General features: G+C 62.5%; 15 protein-coding genes. 7 read left to right on the top strand and 8 right to left on the bottom strand.

Features of this window, described 5'->3' with window-relative positions; all coding sequences use genetic code 11:
* Positions 1-84 precede the first annotated feature (84 nt).
* Complete coding sequence (locus EDF61_RS11050) at positions 85-879, top strand: enoyl-CoA hydratase/isomerase family protein (protein WP_133834123.1); 795 nt, start codon at positions 85-87, stop codon at positions 877-879.
* Positions 880-885: 6 nt separating this feature from the next.
* Here EDF61_RS11050 and EDF61_RS11045 read toward each other — a convergent pair whose 3' ends face one another.
* Positions 886-2445 (bottom strand): long-chain-fatty-acid--CoA ligase, encoded by a 1560-nt coding sequence (locus tag EDF61_RS11045; protein WP_133834122.1) that lies wholly within the window; start codon positions 2443-2445, stop codon positions 886-888.
* A gap of 191 nt (positions 2446-2636) precedes the next feature.
* Between EDF61_RS11045 and EDF61_RS11040 the strand changes: the two genes are divergently transcribed.
* Complete coding sequence (locus EDF61_RS11040) at positions 2637-3422, top strand: VOC family protein (RefSeq protein WP_133834121.1); 786 nt, start codon at positions 2637-2639, stop codon at positions 3420-3422.
* Between the two features lie 68 nt (positions 3423-3490).
* On the opposite strand, the gene EDF61_RS11035 is transcribed toward EDF61_RS11040, so the two are convergent.
* Genes EDF61_RS11035 through EDF61_RS11005 form a run of 7 tightly spaced genes read right to left on the bottom strand, consistent with a single transcriptional unit; the run spans position 3491 to position 9002 of the window.
* The gene (locus EDF61_RS11035; RefSeq protein ID WP_133834120.1) at positions 3491-4537 is read right to left on the bottom strand and encodes an LLM class flavin-dependent oxidoreductase; all 1047 of its coding nucleotides are present in this window, start codon (positions 4535-4537) and stop codon (positions 3491-3493) included.
* Between the two features lie 30 nt (positions 4538-4567).
* Positions 4568-4774 (bottom strand): tautomerase family protein, encoded by a 207-nt coding sequence (locus EDF61_RS11030; RefSeq protein WP_286172207.1) that lies wholly within the window; start codon positions 4772-4774, stop codon positions 4568-4570.
* Positions 4775-4788: 14 nt separating this feature from the next.
* Entirely contained in the window at positions 4789-6273 is a 1485-nt protein-coding gene (locus tag EDF61_RS11025; RefSeq protein WP_133834118.1) for an aldehyde dehydrogenase, read from the bottom strand.
* On the bottom strand, positions 6270-7022 hold the full coding sequence (locus EDF61_RS11020; RefSeq protein WP_133834117.1) for an alpha/beta fold hydrolase: 753 nt from the start codon (positions 7020-7022) through the stop codon (positions 6270-6272). Before EDF61_RS11020 ends, EDF61_RS11025 begins: the two co-directional genes overlap by 4 nt.
* A gap of 34 nt (positions 7023-7056) precedes the next feature.
* A complete protein-coding gene (locus tag EDF61_RS11015; protein WP_133834116.1) occupies positions 7057-7608 on the bottom strand; it encodes an amino acid synthesis family protein in 552 nt (183 codons plus the stop codon).
* Positions 7605-8273: an amino acid synthesis family protein gene (locus tag EDF61_RS11010; protein ID WP_105656183.1), complete on the bottom strand. Its 669-nt coding sequence runs from the start codon at positions 8271-8273 to the stop codon at positions 7605-7607. The genes EDF61_RS11015 and EDF61_RS11010 overlap by 4 nt, the downstream gene beginning before the upstream one ends.
* 30 nt (positions 8274-8303) lie before the next feature.
* Positions 8304-9002 carry a GntR family transcriptional regulator gene (locus EDF61_RS11005; protein WP_105656184.1) on the bottom strand — a complete coding sequence of 233 codons (699 nt, stop codon included), beginning with the start codon at positions 9000-9002 and terminating at the stop codon, positions 8304-8306.
* A gap of 128 nt (positions 9003-9130) precedes the next feature.
* Between EDF61_RS11005 and EDF61_RS11000 the strand changes: the two genes are divergently transcribed.
* The 5 genes from EDF61_RS11000 (at position 9131) to EDF61_RS10980 (ending at position 16825) form a co-directional block, all read left to right on the top strand.
* Positions 9131-10105 carry a flavin reductase gene (locus EDF61_RS11000; RefSeq protein ID WP_105656185.1) on the top strand — a complete coding sequence of 325 codons (975 nt, stop codon included), beginning with the start codon at positions 9131-9133 and terminating at the stop codon, positions 10103-10105.
* Positions 10106-10149: 44 nt separating this feature from the next.
* Positions 10150-11808, top strand: coding sequence for a BCCT family transporter (locus EDF61_RS10995; RefSeq protein WP_105656186.1), 1659 nt, complete (start codon positions 10150-10152; stop codon positions 11806-11808).
* 170 nt (positions 11809-11978) lie between these two features.
* Complete coding sequence (gene fdhD, locus EDF61_RS10990; RefSeq protein ID WP_133834115.1) at positions 11979-12806, top strand: formate dehydrogenase accessory sulfurtransferase FdhD; 828 nt, start codon at positions 11979-11981, stop codon at positions 12804-12806.
* Positions 12807-12863: 57 nt separating this feature from the next.
* Positions 12864-15185, top strand: a complete 2322-nt coding sequence (locus tag EDF61_RS10985; protein WP_133834114.1) for an FdhF/YdeP family oxidoreductase — start codon at positions 12864-12866, stop codon at positions 15183-15185.
* A 158-nt stretch (positions 15186-15343) separates the two neighbouring features.
* Positions 15344-16825: a nucleobase:cation symporter-2 family protein gene (locus EDF61_RS10980; RefSeq protein ID WP_105656189.1), complete on the top strand. Its 1482-nt coding sequence runs from the start codon at positions 15344-15346 to the stop codon at positions 16823-16825.
* The last annotated feature ends 123 nt before the right edge of the window (positions 16826-16948 follow it).

Here is a 16948-nt window from a genome sequence, read left to right as displayed (position 1 = left end):
CCCATTTCGCGATAGATTGCGAAGTGGGGGCATTGCTATTGCCTCTAAAACTTCTGCGGCTTGCACGCGACTGGGAGGAACCTGATGGGCAAGGACAATGAAGCACGGGTCAGCGTAGAAATAGCCGGGTCCACTGCCGTGGTGCTGCTGGATAACCCGGGCCAACTCAACGCGCTCACCAAGGACATGTGCCTGCAGCTGGTGGGCGCCTTTGCCGGCCTTTCGACCAACGACGAGGTCAGTTCCATTGTGGTTCGCGGCGCTGCGGCGAACTTCTGCGCTGGAATTGCCATCGACGAGATGGACCAGGTGCTCTTCGACCGGGACGCGGACGGCGAGCTGATCAACCATTTCGACCTGCTCGACAAGATCATCGTGGGCTGCCCGAAGACCACCATCGCGGTGGTGGAAGGTAATTGCTTTGGCGGGGCCTGGCAGCTGGCCTCGGCCTGCGATATCCAGTTGGCCTCGGATAACGTGCGCCTGGCGATCACCCCAGCGAGAATCGGGTTGGTTTTCCCGCGCCCGGGCATCGAACGGCTGGTGCGTACCGTGGGGGAGCACCGGGCCAAGTACCTGCTGTTTTCCGGCGCGGAGATTTCCATTGCCGAGGCGGAGCGCTGGGGCATGTTCACCCGGGTGATTGCCCAGGGGCAGCTCGACGAAGAGCTGGCCGCATTGCTGGGCAAGCTGGCGGCGAACTCGCCGTATTCCATTGCGCGCACCAATGAGGCAATCAACTTGGTGCGCCAGGGAGAAGCCACCGAGGGCTGGTGGGAAGCGATGTGGGAAGAGAACGGGGCGAACGCGGACCTGGCCGAAGGCAGATCCGCGTTCTACTCACGCCGCACACCGGATTACGGTGGACTGCCCCAGTAGTGTTCGCTAGTCCTGCTGGGCAGTGAACTGCGCAACCAGTTCGCGCTTGAGGATCTTCCCGCTGGGACCCAGCGGGAATTCCTGGACGATCTCGATCAGCCGCGGATACTTGTACGCGGCCATCTGCTTGCTGGCCCACGCCACCAGCTCCTGCGCGCCCAGCGTGGAGCCGGCCTCCAAGGTCACCGATGCGGCAATCTCCTGTCCGTGGGTTTCGTGCGGCACCCCGTACACGGCGGCATTGGAAATCTCCGGATGGGAAACCAGTACCTCTTCGATTTCGCGCGGGTACACGTTGTAGCCGTTGCGCAGGATCATGTCCTTGGTCCGGTCCAGGATGCGCAGGTAGCCATCCTCGTCCTTGGTCCCCAGATCCCCGGTGCGGAACCAGCCATCAACCACCGCTTCGGCCGTGGCCTCAGGCCGGTTCAGGTAGCCGGAGAACAAGTTGTGCCCGCGCACTACCAGCTCGCCCAGCTCCCCGCGCGGCAGCAGCCGGATTTCATCGGGGCAGGCAGGATCGGCGATTTCCACATCCACGCCCCAGACCGGGGTGCCCACGGTCCCGGGCCGCGGGTCGACGCCCACATGGTTGAAGCAAGCCACCGGCGAGGTCTCGGTCAGCCCGTAGCCCTCGTGGATCCGCGCGCCGAAGCGCTGCTCGAAGGCGGTGAGGATGGATACCGGAAGCGAGGCTCCTCCGGAAATGGCGTAGCGCAGTTTTTCCGGCATCCCTTCGCGCTGCTTGCCCGCTTCGAGCAGAGCCACATACATCGTGGGCACCCCGAAGAAGACGTCGATGCCAGCCTCCAACAACAGTTCCAGGGCCCCTTCGGCGGTGAATTTGGGCAACAGCATGACCTCGGCCCCCACCCGCAGCCCGGTATTGAGCACGCAGGTCTGGCCGAAGGTGTGGAACAGCGGCAACCCGCCGAAGAGCTTGTCGCCGCGGCGCAATTCCATGGTGTTCAGCAATGTGGTGTGGGTCTGCTCGATCAACGCCAGATGCGTGCCCAGCGCACCCTTGGGCTTGCCGGTGGTGCCCGAGGTGTACAGGATCGTGGCCAGGTCTTCGGGGCGGCGCGGCAGGTAGGTGCCAATCGGCGCGGCGTGCCGGGCCAGCTCTTCCAACCGGATGGCGCCCGATTCCTCCGGAGCCAGCACGCTGAGCACCGGCACCCCGGAAGCGGCGGCCCCCGCTGCTCCTTCTGCGAGCAGGGGTGCGGCGCAGATCATCAGCTTGGCTTCGGAATCCTCCAGGATGTAGGAGATCTCGCGCGCCTTGAGCAGCGCGTGGACCGGTACCGCTACGGCGCCCAGGGCCAGAACCGCGTAGTAGGCGCGGGCGAAGTCCGTGACGTTGGGAATGAGCAAGGCCACCCGGTCGCCCGCCTCGATGCCTTGGGCTTGCAGAGCTCCGGCGTATTGCCGGGCCTGCTCCCACAGCTGCTCATAGGTGGTGCTGCGGCCATCGACGGTGATGGCGTTCAGCTCGCCGTAGCGGGCAGCCCCTTCTGCGAGGATGGCCGCCACTGAAACAGTGAGATTGGATGTGGAAACGCTCATGGTGAACTCCTCGGGTTGCCCAGCACTGCATTGTGTGCCGTGTCACATTAAACCATATTGGAACTGCGGTTCAGTGCGAGGTATTGAGTTTCGCAATATCCTGACCGATGGAAAATTTCCGTTGCTGATCTGGATAAAAAGGACATAGACTCAGCCCAAACGAGCTGGATGAATTGTGGAATGGGGAAGCGATGCCGGCACCAAAGGATCCTCGAGCCGAGCCGTGCTGGGTCGATTTGCTCACCAGCGACATGGAGGGCTCCACGCAGTTCTACGGGCAGCTTTTCGGTTGGGAAGTCCGCCATGACGAGGAAACCCGCGACGAGGGATATGCCGAGGTCTACCTCAACGGGGAAATGGTCACCGGCTTCATTGCCAATGACCCGGATTCCGAGGTGCAAGATGCCTGGACCACCTACCTGAATGTGACCGATGTGCACGCCGCCGCCTATGCCACCAAGATGCACGGCGGCAAGGTCTACCTAAAGCCCATCGACATTCCCGGCCAGGGAACCATGGCCATCATCGGGGACCCAGCGGGAACCGGCGTTGGACTCTTCCAGGCATTCCAATCAGCAGACACAACCGCCAGCCGTGCACCGGGCACCCGCATCTGGAACGAGCTGCACACCAGGCACTTCGAGGCGGTGGCCCGCTTCTACCGTGTAGCACTGGGCTGGTGCCTGTCCCCGGTCTCGGACACGGACGAATTCCGCTACCACACCTACGGCCAAGGTTCCGAGGCGGTGGCCGGAATCTTCGATATCTCCAGCTATCCGGATTCCAAGGCCGGTTGGCGCGCCTACTTCGCGGTGGCGGATGCCGAACAGACCGTGGCGCTCGCCGAGAAGCTCGGCGGCACGATCATCCATGAGCCCCATGATTCCTACTTTGGCCGCATGGCCGTGCTCAGCGACGTCACCGGCGCAGAGTTCGCGATCATCGCTCCGTCGCGCAAACAGGAATCTGAAGCCTGACGGCAAAGGCCGCCGGCACCGAAAAATCGGATGCACGGCGGCCTCGGTTCGGGCTGGTCCTTCGCAGCCTACTTCACGAAATTCGGCACAACTTCGTCAATGAACAACTTCAGCGAGCGTTTCTTTTCCTCGTGGCTCAGGGCGTTGTCGCTCCAGAAGCTGTATTCGCTGACGCCCAGATCTTCGTAGCGGCGCAGGCGCTCAACAACCACGTCCGGCGTGCCGATCATTGCGGTGCGGTGCAGGGACTCAGGCGTGAACTCCTCGCGTTCAGAGAACTTCTCCTCCGGGCTGGGATCGATGAATCCGTTGACCGGCTCCACCTTGTTGCCGAAGACCGCATCGAAGGTGCGGTAGAACTTGTTGATGCCTTCGGCAGCAGGGCGCCAGGCCTCTGGCTCGTTGGCGGAGTGCAGATAAGTGTGGCGAAGCACCATGATGTCAGGGCGCTGTTTCACCTCCGGGTGGGCAGCGATGGCGGCTTCGTACTTCTGGACTAATGATTCGACTTCTTCGTCGCCCTTCATCAGCGGAGTCACCATGACATGGCACCCGTTGGCCACAGCATACTCGTGCGACTCGGGGCTGCGGGCGGCAACCCAGACAGGGATCTGCTTTTGTGTTGGCTTGGGCACCGAGGTGGACGTCGGGAACTGCCAGACTTCACCGTCGTGGGCGTAATCTCCCTCCCACAGCTTCTTGACTGCGGGGATGAGCTCCTGCATGGAGGCACCGCCGTCGGTGGCCTTCATGCCATCGGTCATGCGATCGAATTCGAATTGGTAGGCACCGCGTGCCACGCCTAATTCGGCACGGCCATTGCTGATGACATCGAGCAGCGCGAGTTCGCCGGCTGCTCGGATCGGGTTCCAGAATGGTGCGATGATGGTGCCGGCTCCGAGCCGGATCGTGGAGGTCCGAGCCGCGAGGTAAGCAAGCTGCGGGATCGGGTTCGGGGAGACGGTGTATTCCATCGAGTGGTGTTCGCCGATCCAGACTGTGGAGAAGCCACCGGCTTCGGCCATTTGAGTCAGTTCGACGAGGTTCTCGAAATGCTGTGCGTGGCTGATCGAGTCGTCATAGCGTTCCATGTGGATGAACAGTGAAAAGCGCATATCTGTCCTTCTTTCGTTGCTCTGCTGCCCTTAGGCAGTTGCCTGGGTGCTGTTGCGTTCGGCGATGGTTTGATTGGTCCGGGACCAATGCTCATGATCGACTTCGCGCACGATGACCGTGATGTTTTCGGGGGCCGCATCAACGGTTTCTTCGGCGGCCCGGTGCAAGGCGTCGATCAGGGCGCGCAGCTGCTGGGAACTGCGGCCCTTGGCAATGGATACATCGATCAGTGGCATGGGGCTCCCTTTCCTTAGCCGCGCATCACAAACGGATCTGCGACGGGGGACTCGTCCGTGTTGATCCATACGCTCTTGAGGCGGGTGTATTCGTTCATGGATTCGAGGCCGTGCTCGATGCCGACGCCCGAGTTCTTGAAGCCTTGGCGAGGGGACATCGGGGACATCGCGCGGTAGGTGTTCACCCAGATCGTGCCGGCCTCCAGCCTCCGGGCCATGCGATGGGCGCGGGCAAGGTTCTGCGTCCACACGCCGGCGGCCAGCCCGTACTCGGTGTCATTGGCCATGGACAGCAGCTCGTCTTCGTGCTCGAAGGGCATGATCGCAGCCACCGGGCCGAAGATCTCCTCGCGGACCACGCGCATGTCGTTATTGACGTCGGTGAGCACAGTGGGGGAGAAATAGTAGCCCGGCAGGTCCAGGCCTTCGGGGCGGGTGCCGCCGGCCAGTACTTTGGCGCCCTCGTCTGCGCCGATCTTCACATAGGAAGCGACCTTTTCCAATTGGTCGGCGAACGCCAGCGGGCCTAGCTCGGTGGCATCCAAGAGCGGGTCTCCGATGACAATGGACTTGGCACGTTCGGTAACCCGTTCCAGCAGCTCGTCGTAGACAGACTTGTGGGCGAAGACCCGGCTGCCGGCAATGCAGGTCTGGCCGGCCGCGGCGTAGATGCCGGCCACCACGCCCATAGCCGCGTTGGCGACGTTGGCGTCGTCGAAGACGATGTTCGGGCTCTTGCCACCCAGCTCCAAGGTGCAGCCGATGAAGCGGCCGGCCGCCTCGGCGGCGATCTTCGAGCCGGTGGCCGTAGAACCAGTGAAGGAGATCTTGGCCAGCAGTGGGTGGCTGACTAGCGCCGCGCCGGCCTCGGCCCCGAACCCGGTGACCACGTTGATGACGCCCGGAGGGAATCCGGCCTGCTCAGCCAGCTCAGCCAGCAGCAGCACCGTGCGCGAGGTGTATTCGCTGGGCTTGATCACCACAGTGTTCCCGGCAGCCAGCGCAGGGGCGATCTTCGAAGTGGTCAAAGTCAGAGGCGAGTTCCACGGGGTGATAGCCCCGACCACGCCGAGCGCTTCGCGCTGGGTGTAGTTTAGAATCGCCGGATTCATGCTTGGGATCTGGGAACCCTGCACTTTGTCGGCCAGCCCGGCATAGTAGTAGAGGTACTCCGGCAGGGTGGCCAGCTGGCCCCGCATTTCGCGCAGCAGCTTGCCGTTGTCCAAGGATTCGTAGCGGGCCAACTTCTCGGCATTCTCACCGATTAGATCGCCTAGGCGGCGCAGCAGATGTCCACGGGCGGTGGCGCTCAGGGCGCTCCACGAGGGCGCGGAGAATGCCTTATGGGCGGCTTTGACAGCACGGTCCACATCTTCAGCATTGCCGCGCGCGGCCTCGTAAAGATCTTCGAGGGTTGCCGGGTTGGAGCTGGTGAAGAAACGGTCTTCGCTGGGAGCGATGTGCTCTCCGTTGATGAAATGCATGTAACGCTCGCTCATGCCTGTTTCCCTTCGTTATCGCTGAAAAAACTGTTCAATTCCGCGGCCAAGGCCAGCGGATTCTCGACCGGAAGCATATGCCGTGCTCCGGGGATGATGCGCAGCCGCCCCTGCGGCACAGCGGCAACCAGCCGGCGGGACATTTCCGGGGTCGATCCGGGATCCAGCTCGCCGGTGATGGCCAGTGTCGGCTGCTTGATCGCATCGAGTTCGCCGGCAATCTCCTGGTCACCGCGGGCGAAAACCGCGTAGGCGTGCAGATAGGATTCGAGATCGTTGCCCGCCATAGTTTGGCGCGTAGCCTCGATGAGCTGCGCGTCCACCGTGGTGGCCGCGGCCGGGAACCAGCGTTCGATGGCGCGGTCCACTCCCTGGGAGAAGTTCGTGCCGGCGGTAGCCAGGCGCTCTTCCACCGCGGTCGACTCTTCGGCGGTGCGCCGGCATACGGAGTTCACCGCAGACAAGGTCAGCACGCGCCCGGGAGCGAAGCGCGCAAGGTACTGGGCAACCAAAGCACCGAGCGAGAATCCCACAAGATGCACAGGCTCGCGAGTTTCAAGGCGTTCGAGCACATCGGCGGCCAAGCTCGCCAGATTCTGCTCGCTGCGCAGGGGCGGGCGTAACCCGTGCCCAGGCAGGTCCAGGGCCACTGATTGGTGCGCCAGCTGCTCGCGCAGCGGCTTCCACATGGTCCGGTCCAATCCGACTCCATGCAGGAGGACAACCAATGGCTGCTTCGTGCTTGTCATGCGTGCTTCGCTCCGTTCCGGCTGATGCGCTCTGCTACTGTTCGGTGGACAGCGGGGCCAGGCGTTCCTGCGGCCGGCCACGGGTTGCGCCGGCCAGGGCGATCAGGATTTCGCCAGGATGCGGAGCATCGGCGATCCTGGCCTCGACGCTCTGGTGGTGCGAGCGGATCGTGGCATCGGTGAAATGCTTGAGCGGGATGTCGAACTGCACTCCGGCCTGTCCGCGCTTTTCCACGGCCGGCAGCAAGGTGGTGGCCTTGGCTGCGTCGCGGAAGTGGTTGCCGAATTTCAGGGTGTGGATCAGGGCCGAGCCGTGCTCGACTTCACCGTCAAGGCCGACGATTGCAGCCTTGCCATAGGCCTGGAGCGGGGCGCCCAGCGCTTCGATGACCCGCGGTGCCAGCAGCGCTCCGAGGTCCGAGGCGACCGAGTCGATTCCCGGGTTCAAGTCCTCGACGAATCCTTGCCCTGCCCACGGGTTGTCGAATACGGCGGCGACAATGACCACGCGGGCTACCGGATCCACCGGGCGTCCGCCCTCTGTGGCAATTTCCTCGACGATGGTTACCAGTTTGCGGTAGTTCATAGTTGTATTCCCTTCAGTATTTCGGAAGTGACCGTTCGGTCGGTGGTTCGATCGCCGATGCGTGCATGTGGCCGGGGGCCGCTTGATGCCGCGGCAATGACCGCGATCTCGCCAGCATGCGGGGCATCGGGCAAGGACAGCTCCAGGGTCTGGTAGTGGGTTCGGGTGGCAGCTGCGGTCTTATGCCACATCGGTACTCGCAGGGATTCACCAGGAACGCCGCGGCCGTCGACAAAGCAGATGATCGAGGTGCCGCCGAGGGCTTCGCGCAGCAGGTTGCCGAAGAACGGGGTGTGGATCAGCGCTCCGGCATGCTCCAATTCCCCATCGCTGCCAACCAATGCGGCCTTGCCGAAAGCTTCAACTTGTTCGGCTCCGCCCAGGGCATTGAGCAGGCGATCCGACAGCAGCTTGGCGAGCAATGGGGCGATGGCCTCGGTCCGCTCGGATAAATCTTGCGACGTTCCAGTGCCGAGCCAAGGATTGGGGATGACTGCGGTGGCGGTCGCGCGGGTGATGCTGCCTAATTCGTGGTGGGGAACTTCTTCCACCGTGCACGAGATTTTGCGCAAACCAATGGCCTGGGCCAAATCCTGGTAGTCTTCGAGCGTTGATCGGGTGCTCAAATCAATGAGCTGAGGCGGCTGGGCCAGTGGAGAATTCATCTGGTATTCCTTTGCATGGCTTTTTTGGGGCTAACCCGGTTGTTCTTCGTCTTCTTCTTTCATTGCGGCCAGGGCCGCCGACTGGCTTGATGCGGCAACATGCCTGCGCATCACAAGTTCTGCGGCCAACGGATCTTTGGAGCTGATGGCGTCGATGATTGCCTGGTGCTCGTCCTTCGAATTCTGCAAGCGCCCGGGCAAGCTCAGGGTCTGCGAAACGATGCGATGGTAGGCCAGCTGGTTCATCAACAGGTCATAGTGCTCGGTGAGCTTCCTGTTGTCAGCCCCGGCAACCAACGTGCTGTGGAATTCATGGACCAGTTGCGAATAGAGTTCCGCGTCGCCGCGCTCGACGGCCCGTTGGCTGCGTGCAACGTTTTCCTTGAGCTGCTCCAATTCAGGTACGGCTCCACGTCTGGCCAGCAGGCCAGCGGCTAGTCCCTCGAAGGCCTCCTTCAGGGAAAACATCTCGTGAATTTCGCGCTGGGTGGGCTTCCTGACGAATGTTCCAACCCGCGAACGCACCTCAACTAGGCCCTCGCGCTCCAGCTGCTTCAATGCTTCTCGAATTGGAGTACGGCTGACCTCGAAGTCTTGCGCCAGGGCTGTCTCTGCCAATAGGTCTCCGGGTTGAACAACTCCAGTGACGATCATTTGACGGAGCCGGCCCAGCAACGGCGTCTCCGGGGTGCTCCTGGTTTTTGATTCCACGCTTGAACTCTCTTGCATACAAGAACTCTATCCATAGATTCTCTTGTATGCAACAGAAATTCAAGGAATCGCCTTGAATCCGCTAAATTTAAGAGAATTTCCTGAAACATGTTGACTCCGTCACAACCTTTGCTAGCATTTCTTGCATGCAACAAATTGTAAATTCACTCCAGCCTGTCAAAGAATCACTCGTCAACGCCTGGGAAGCGGCATGGGATCGGGGCCAGGTCGATGCACTGGACGAGATCTTCCACGCGGACTTCCGGCGAATCAGCAAGAAATCCAAAAACGTCACCACCATCCGAGAGCTGAAGCAAGAGATTTTGTCCGTGCGGGAGGCCTTCCCTGATCTGGTGACAAAAATCGACCATCTGCTCGTGGATGAGCAGGAGCAGTCCATCGCGATTTTCTGGCACACCACCGGAACGTTCACCAACGATCTGCAGGGTGTGCCGGCCACGGGCAACACCGTGGAAACCCGCGGTTCCAACCTGATGGAAGTCCAGGACGGGAAAATCATCTCGGAGCAGGTGACTTGGGACCAGAGCGAGCTGCTCGAAGACGTGGGGGTCCCATCGCTCAAGTCCGCCTTCGAGTCCACGGATGATGGCGTGGTAGTGGACGATTTGAGCGGCGTGCCGAATCTCGATGCGCTCAAGGGGTTCAACCGCCAATTCATTACCGGCGTGACTGTCGTGACCACCATGGATGAACATGGCAAGCCTCGCGGGCTAGCCGCAAATTCATATGTGTCAGTTTCGCTCGAGCCGCCTCTGGTGCTGGTGTGCGTGCAGAAGACCACCAGCACCTATGCATCGCTGTTCAAGTCCACCCATCTGGGCATCAACATCATGAGCAACGGGCAGCGCGACACCGTGGGCACCTTCGCTTCCAAGGGTGATGACAAGTTCGCCGAGCTCGAATGGCATCAGGGGCCGAACGGCAGCCCGCTGATCGATGGCTCGGCCGCTTCCATCGAAGCAGAAATCAAGGAGCGCTTCCAAGCCAAGACCCATACCGTGTTCATCGCCAAGGTAAAGCATTCCGAAGTCGCCCAGCTTGAGCCGATGGTCTACAAGGCCGGCCGGTTCTACGACGGCGCCGAACTGACCGCGCTATAGCCCGGCGTCGGCAGATTCCTCCAATACAACGAAGTGTGAGAGCCATGAAAACCGAAACCAACGAAAAGCAGGGCAAGGGGCCACGCGGAGGGCCCACGCTCACCGGCGGCAAATTGCGCCGGGCCGCGGACAAGAACGAATCGAAACAGGTCTACAAGCAACTCCAGCGTCCGGGCAGTGTCCTTTTCGTTTCGCTGGCGCTGGTCGTGGTGTTCGTGCTCTGGGCGGCTATTGCACCGGGCCGGCTCAATGAACTGATGTCCGGGGCATCCACCTGGTCAGCGCAGTACATTGGCTGGAGCTACCTGTTGGTGACTCTCGGCTGCATCGTGCTGATGCTGTTCCTGGCCTTTTCGCGCTACGGAGGCATCAGGCTGGGCAAGGACGCGGACCGGCCCGAGTTCTCCACATGGGCCTGGATCGCGATGATTCTCGGTGCCGTGATGGGCATCGGGTTGATCAGCTATGGCGCGGCCGAACCCATGAGCCACTTCATGGTCCCTCCGCACGGACGGGCGGAGCCGGAAAGCATGGATGCGGCAGTGCTGGCCTTGCAGTTCTCGTACTTCGACTGGGGTCCGAACGCCTGGGCCTTGTTCGGCGTGTTCGGCCTGGCCATTGCCTACTCGACGCACCGCCGGGGCAACTCGGGACTCGTCTCGGTGATGCTCAGGCCAGTTCTTGGAAAATCCATGGACGGATGGCTCGGGAAGACCATTGACGTGTTCACCGTGCTGGCCACCCTCTTCGGCACGACCACTTCCCTGGGCTTGGGCGCTTCGCAAATCGCCGAGGGGCTGAACAGCCTGTTCGGGATTCCCACGGATCTGTTCGTCAAGATCGTGATCATTGCAGGCGTTACCATCGTATTCACTCTCTCGGCGCTTTCCGGCGTTGGCAAGGGCATCAAATGGCTCAGCCAGGGCACCATGATCGGTGCCGCCGCCATCGGGGTTTTTGTCCTGGTTTCCGGTCCCACCGGATTTATTTCCAACATCTATTTCCGTTCCATGGGGCAGTTCCTGGGCGAGTTCCCGGCCGTGGCGCTGCTGACTCCCTCTGGAGCCGAAGACTTGCAGTGGATGCAATGGTGGACGTACTTCATGATGGCCTGGTGGTTGAGCTGGGGCGCCTTCGTCGGCATCTTCCTGGCGCGGATTTCCAAGGGCCGGACCATTCGCGAATTCGTTATTGCGGTGATGGGTGTCCCGTCTCTGGTCTTCAGCATCTGGTTCAGCATTTTCGGTGGCACCTCGATCCACCAGGAGATGACCGGCAGCTCTGGGATCGGCCAGGCAACGTTGGAAGACACCAACAGCACCTTCTTCGCGATGCTGGCCGAACTGCCGATACCGGAAGTGACCTCGGCATTCACAGTAATTCTCGTGGTGCTGTTCTTCATTACCGGCGCGGATTCCAATACCTATGTTCTGGGCACGCTGACCTCCGGCGGAAATATGTACCCCAAGAGGCCGGTCCTAGTGGTCTGGGGACTTCTCACCGGCGTCTGCGCGATCGTGTTGCTGCTGGTGGGCGGGCTCGAGGCCCTGCAACAGGCAGCCATCCTCTCGGCGGTGCCGTTCACGGTGATTGTGACGCTGCTGGGGATGTCGCTTATGAGGGAGCTGCGCTGCGACACGCGCCTGCAGGCACCTTTGCTGGAAGCTGCAGCGCCGAGTGGAGACGGCAACGAAGCAGGCTAGGCAGCACCGCGAAATAGTTGGGCCCAGCGAATTGCGGCCCCGGTGGAGCCTTGGATTTGCCTCAATCCAGCATGGGGGTTGGCTGCGCCGGGGTCTGTAAACGTAGAGTGTCCTCTAGCAGTATGCGGCAAGCGGCGGAAGCCGCAAGATGTAGCACAAGGAGCGTTTAAATGGGTCGCAAGATCGTGCGCCGCCGCGTGGTCAGGGCAACGCTGGAGGGCTCCCGCATCCGCGAGGAGAAGCTGGCTGGCGAGGAGCCGCTGGAGATCCGCTTCGGCCATACCTCCTACACCACCTCCATGCGCACCCCAGGCGACGACTTCGACATGGTCACCGGATTCCTGGTGGGCGAGGGAATCATTTCCGCGCCCGAGCATCTGGCCTCCCTGCGCTACTGCGCCGGCACCGATGAAGCAGGCAACCAGACCTATAACGTCATCGAGGTGCAGCTGGGCGCGGGGGCGAAGCATCCTGATCTCCTGGCTGCCCGCAATGTGGTCACCAGTTCAGCCTGCGGGATCTGCGGCACCAACTCCATTGACGAAGTGCGCAAGAAAGCCGCCTTCGCACCCTCCCCGGAATCGGGGCGGGTTGGGCTGGAAACGCTGCTGGGCCTGCCTGACACCTTGCGCGAATCGCAGCAGCTGTTCTCCGCTACCGGGGGAGTGCACGCGGCCGGGTTGTTCTCCACCGCCGGGGAATTGCTGATCCTGCGCGAAGACGTCGGGCGTCATAATGCGGTGGACAAGGTCATCGGAGCGGCCCTGCGCGACGGGTTGCTGCCGCTGGGCGACACCGTCCTGCAGGTCTCCGGACGCGCCTCCTTCGAGCTGGTGCAGAAGGCCGCGATGGCTGGAATTCCGGTGCTCGCAGCGGTCAGTGCGCCCTCGTCGCTGGCCGCTGACCTGGCCGAGGAATCGGGTCTGACGCTGGCCGCTTTTTCCCGCAGGCACAGCGTGAACATTTATACACATGCGGATCGGGTGATCAGGGCGTAGCCTTGTAATATGTGAGCTGGATATCAGTACCGGCCGCGCTACCAATAGGAGGGTCTCATGCATCGTTCGGCACCCAAAAAGGACATCAACGAAGATGAACTGAAGGTCAGCGAACCCAAGCACGCCGCCGCCGGCTTGAAGGCCGTGATGGTATCCATGGAGCGCGGCTTCGCCGAAGCCGGCCCGTCGCGTACCCTGCGTTCGATGCTGCGCGTCAACCAGCACGACGGCTTCGACTGCCCGGGCTGCGCGTGGCCTGAATCCATCACCGGCAAGCGCAAGCCCGCCGAGTTCTGTGAGAACGGCGCCAAGGCCATCGCCGAGGAAGCCAGCGCCCGCACCGTCACCCCGGAGTGGTTTGCGCAGCACTCCATCGAGGACCTGCGCGACAAGACCGAATACTGGCTGGGCTCGCAGGGCCGGATCACCGCTCCGATGATCATTCGCGAGGGGGAGACTCACTACTCCCCGATCAGTTGGGCGCAGGCCTTCTCGACCATCGCCGAGCACGTGAACGCGACCACCCCGGACAAGTGCGTGTTCTACACCTCCGGGCGCACCGCGAACGAGACCGCGTTCATGTACCAGCTGCTCGCCCGCTCGCTGGGCACCAACAACCTGCCCGACTGCTCGAACATGTGCCACGAATCCTCGGGCAGCGCGCTGAACCCGACCATCGGCATCGGCAAGGGCACCGTGTCATTGGAAGACTTCGATCATGCGGACCTGATCTTCGTGGTGGGCCAGAACCCCGGCACCAACCATCCGCGCATGCTCTCCGCGCTGGCCGATGCGCGCAAGCGCGGCGCCCGCATCGTTGCCGTGAACCCGCTGCCGGAGGCAGGCTTCTTCGGGTTCAAGGACCCGCAGACCGTGGGCGGCATGCTGGGCAAGGCCGACCCGATTTCCAGCGACTTCCTGCAGATCAAGGTCGGTGGCGACCTGGCCCTGTTCCAGGCCTTCGGCCACCTGCTGCTCGAAGAAGAGAAGAAGCATCCGGGCACCGTGGTGGACCACGAGTTCATTGCCGCGGTCACCGACGGGTTCGAGGCCTACCAAGCCGCGCGCGCCACCTTGGACTGGGAAGCTACCGAGAAGGCCACCGGACTGACCCGCACCCAGATCACCGAGATCGCGATGCTGCTGGCCAAGTCCAAGGCCACCATCATCTGCTGGGCGCTGGGCCTGACCCAGCAGCCGCACTCGGTGCCGACTCTGAAGGAAATCATCAACCTGCTGCTTTTGCAGGGCAACTTCGGCAAGCCAGGTGCTGGCGCCTGCCCGGTGCGCGGGCACTCCAATGTGCAGGGCGATCGCACCATGGGCATCTGGGAGAAGCCCGGCGAGCAACTGCTCGAAGCGCTGGACGCCGAATTCGGCATCGAATCCCCGCGCGCCCACGGCTACGATTCCACCGAGGCCCTGCATGCCTTCGAGAAGGACGAAGTGGACGTATTCGTCTCCATGGGCGGCAACTTCGCCCTGGCCAACTCGGACACCGAAGCGCTGGAGGCGGGCATGCAGCGTGCCAAGCTGACCGTGCACATCTCCACCAAGCCCAACCGCTCGCATGTGGTGCACGGCAAGACTTCGCTGATCCTGCCGACCCTGGGCCGCACCGACAAGGACGACAAGCACCCCACCGGTGCGCAGTTCCTTTCGGTGGAGGACTCCATGTCGGTGATCAAGTCCACCCGCGGCCGGCTCACCCCGGTCTCCGAGCACCTGCTGGCCGAGCCGGTCATCGTTGCCCGCATGGCCCAGGCCATCCTGGGCGATGGGCACCCGGTCAACTGGCGTGCCATGGCCGAGGACTACGACGTGATCCGCGACCACATCGAGAAGGTGCTGCCCGGCTTCGAGGACTTCAACACCCGGGTGCGGGAGAAGAACGGCTTCGTGCTGCCCAATCCGCCGCGCGATACCCGCTCCTTCGCCACGGACATCGGCAAGGGCCGCTTCACCGTCTCCGAGTTCGAGGCCTTGGAAGCCCCCGAAGGCCACCTGATCCTGCAGACCATGCGCAGCCACGACCAGTACAACACCACCTTCTACGGGCTGGATGACCGCTACCGCGGGATCAAGGATGGCCGCCGCGTCATCCTGATCAACCCGGAGGACCTGGCCGAGACCGGGTACAGCGACCGGGATCTGGTGGACGTGATTTCCACTTTCGCCGGCTCCGAGCGCCGCGCGAACCGCTTCCGCCTGGTGTCCTATCCGACGGCCAAGGGCTGCGTGGCGGCCTACTACCCGGAGGCCAACGCGCTGGTGCACCGCGATCTGGTGGCCCGCGAGTCCAACACCCCGGGTTTCAAGGCGATGATGGTGCGTTTCGTCGAGCACACCCAGCAGCCTGGACGCACGCTGGATAGCTGACCTGGAGCAGTGCTAAGCGCTTGACGTAATGCACCTCGCAGCCATTTGCGCTTCACCAGCTGTCAACCTGGCGGGCTTCTGCGGGAGAATTGACGGCGGGGCGCATCCCGAACGCATGGGGTGCGCCAATCCGCAGTCCACCGAAGAGGAAATTCCCCATGAGTGCTGCCCGCAGCCAATCCGCTGAGAGCATCAGACCCGAAGACGAACGCCTGCCTGCGCCGAAAACCGTGGCCTACGGTTTCCAGCATGTGCTGACCATGTACGGCGGCATCATCGCTCCGCCGCTGGTGATGGGCGGGGCTGCGGGAATGGACACGGCCGAAATGGGCGTGCTCGTCGCCAGCTGCCTGTTCATCGGCGGCCTGGCCACCATCCTGCAAACCCTGGGCGTGCCATTCTTCGGCGCCCAGCTGCCGCTGGTCCAGGGCACGTCCTTCTCCGGGGTGGCCACCATGATCGCCATCCTCAACGGCGGGGGAGGCATGCCGGCAGTCTTCGGCGCGGTGCTCGCCTCGGGCGCCATAGGCATCGTCATTGCCCCGTTCTTCGCCAAGCTGCTGCGCTTCTTCCCGCCGGTGGTCACCGGCGTGGTGATCACGATTATCGGCGTCTCGCTCTTCCCGGTCACCGCCGACTGGGCCATGGGCGGGGCGGGCGCAGGGGATTCCTATGGCTCGATCAAGAACATCGCCCTGGCCGCCATTACCCTGCTGATCCTGCTGGCGCTGTCCAAGTCCGGCATCCCTGCGCTCTCGCGGCTGTCCATCCTGCTGTCCATTGCGCTGGGCACCCTGGTGGCAGTGTTCATGGGCATGGCCGATTTCTCGCAGGTGCTCACCGGCGACATTTTCGCGGTTCCCACTCCGTTCGCCTTCGGCGCCCCGGTCTTCGAGATCGGCGCCATCATCTCGATGATGATCGTCATCCTGGTGACCTATACCGAAACCACCGCAGACATGCTCGCCGTGGCCGAGGTGACCGGATCCAAGGTGGATTCGCGGCGCATCGCCAACGGCCTGCGCGCCGACATGCTCTCCTCCACCGTCGCCCCGATCTTCAACACCTTCACCCAGTCGGCCTTCGCGCAGAACGTCGGGCTGGTGGCCATTACCGGTGTGAAGAGCCGCTTCGTGGTGGCCGCCGGTGGCGGCATCCTGGTGGTCCTCGGCCTGCTGCCAGTGCTTGGCCGCGTGGTCGCCTCCATCCCCTCCCCGGTGCTGGGAGGCGCCGGCGTGGTGCTGTTCGGCTCGGTAGCGGCCGCAGGCATCCGCACCTTGGCCAAGGCCAAGGATGACAACATGAACATGCTGATCATCGCGACCTCGCTGGCCTTCGGCTGCATTCCCATGGTCAAGCCCGACTTCTACGCCGAATTCCCTGCCTGGGTTGGCACCATTTTCCAGTCCAGCATCTCCTCGGCCACCATCATGGCGGTGCTGCTGAACATCATCTTCAACGAGCTGAACTGGGGCAAGAAGGAAACGTCGCTGCGCACCGTCTACAAGTACCAGCTGGCCGGCCTTGAAGACGGCGACCGCCTGATCGATGGCAAGCTGTACGACTCCAAGGGCTTGGAAATCCAGGTCATCTCGGAGCAGCCAGGCCACGCCGGTGATCGTCCGATGCCGCAGGGCTAGCTCCGCGGAAGTATTCGTCTACCGAGCCCAATCTGAATCGAGGATTGAGCGCATGGCCGTTCATCCTGACCTTGAGTATGAACAGTTTTCAAGCCGTTCATCGGTCGGATTCTGGTAGATTCT

Source organism: Arthrobacter sp. JUb115, from assembly GCF_004365035.1.
GTDB lineage: Bacteria > Actinomycetota > Actinomycetes > Actinomycetales > Micrococcaceae > Glutamicibacter.
Note: the sequence above shows the minus strand (reverse complement) of the source record. Positions and strands in the feature narration are given on the sequence as shown.

What these genes read in the sequence shown, in the direction of transcription:
- EDF61_RS11000 (WP_105656185.1), top strand. Translation starts at nt 9,131, where the DNA reads ATGCAACAAATTGTAAATTCACTCCAGCCTGTCAAAGAATCACTCGTC.
- EDF61_RS11035 (WP_133834120.1), bottom strand. Translation starts at nt 4,537, where the DNA reads ATGCGCTTTTCACTGTTCATCCACATGGAACGCTATGACGACTCGATC.
- EDF61_RS10995 (WP_105656186.1), top strand. Translation starts at nt 10,150, where the DNA reads ATGAAAACCGAAACCAACGAAAAGCAGGGCAAGGGGCCACGCGGAGGG.
- fdhD (WP_133834115.1), top strand. Translation starts at nt 11,979, where the DNA reads ATGGGTCGCAAGATCGTGCGCCGCCGCGTGGTCAGGGCAACGCTGGAG.
- EDF61_RS11040 (WP_133834121.1), top strand. Translation starts at nt 2,637, where the DNA reads ATGCCGGCACCAAAGGATCCTCGAGCCGAGCCGTGCTGGGTCGATTTG.
- EDF61_RS10985 (WP_133834114.1), top strand. Translation starts at nt 12,864, where the DNA reads ATGCATCGTTCGGCACCCAAAAAGGACATCAACGAAGATGAACTGAAG.
- EDF61_RS11020 (WP_133834117.1), bottom strand. Translation starts at nt 7,022, where the DNA reads ATGACAAGCACGAAGCAGCCATTGGTTGTCCTCCTGCATGGAGTCGGA.
- EDF61_RS11010 (WP_105656183.1), bottom strand. Translation starts at nt 8,273, where the DNA reads ATGAATTCTCCACTGGCCCAGCCGCCTCAGCTCATTGATTTGAGCACC.
- EDF61_RS11050 (WP_133834123.1), top strand. Translation starts at nt 85, where the DNA reads ATGGGCAAGGACAATGAAGCACGGGTCAGCGTAGAAATAGCCGGGTCC.
- EDF61_RS10980 (WP_105656189.1), top strand. Translation starts at nt 15,344, where the DNA reads ATGAGTGCTGCCCGCAGCCAATCCGCTGAGAGCATCAGACCCGAAGAC.
- EDF61_RS11030 (WP_286172207.1), bottom strand. Translation starts at nt 4,774, where the DNA reads ATGCCACTGATCGATGTATCCATTGCCAAGGGCCGCAGTTCCCAGCAG.
- EDF61_RS11025 (WP_133834118.1), bottom strand. Translation starts at nt 6,273, where the DNA reads ATGAGCGAGCGTTACATGCATTTCATCAACGGAGAGCACATCGCTCCC.
- EDF61_RS11015 (WP_133834116.1), bottom strand. Translation starts at nt 7,608, where the DNA reads ATGAACTACCGCAAACTGGTAACCATCGTCGAGGAAATTGCCACAGAG.
- EDF61_RS11005 (WP_105656184.1), bottom strand. Translation starts at nt 9,002, where the DNA reads ATGCAAGAGAGTTCAAGCGTGGAATCAAAAACCAGGAGCACCCCGGAG.
- EDF61_RS11045 (WP_133834122.1), bottom strand. Translation starts at nt 2,445, where the DNA reads ATGAGCGTTTCCACATCCAATCTCACTGTTTCAGTGGCGGCCATCCTC.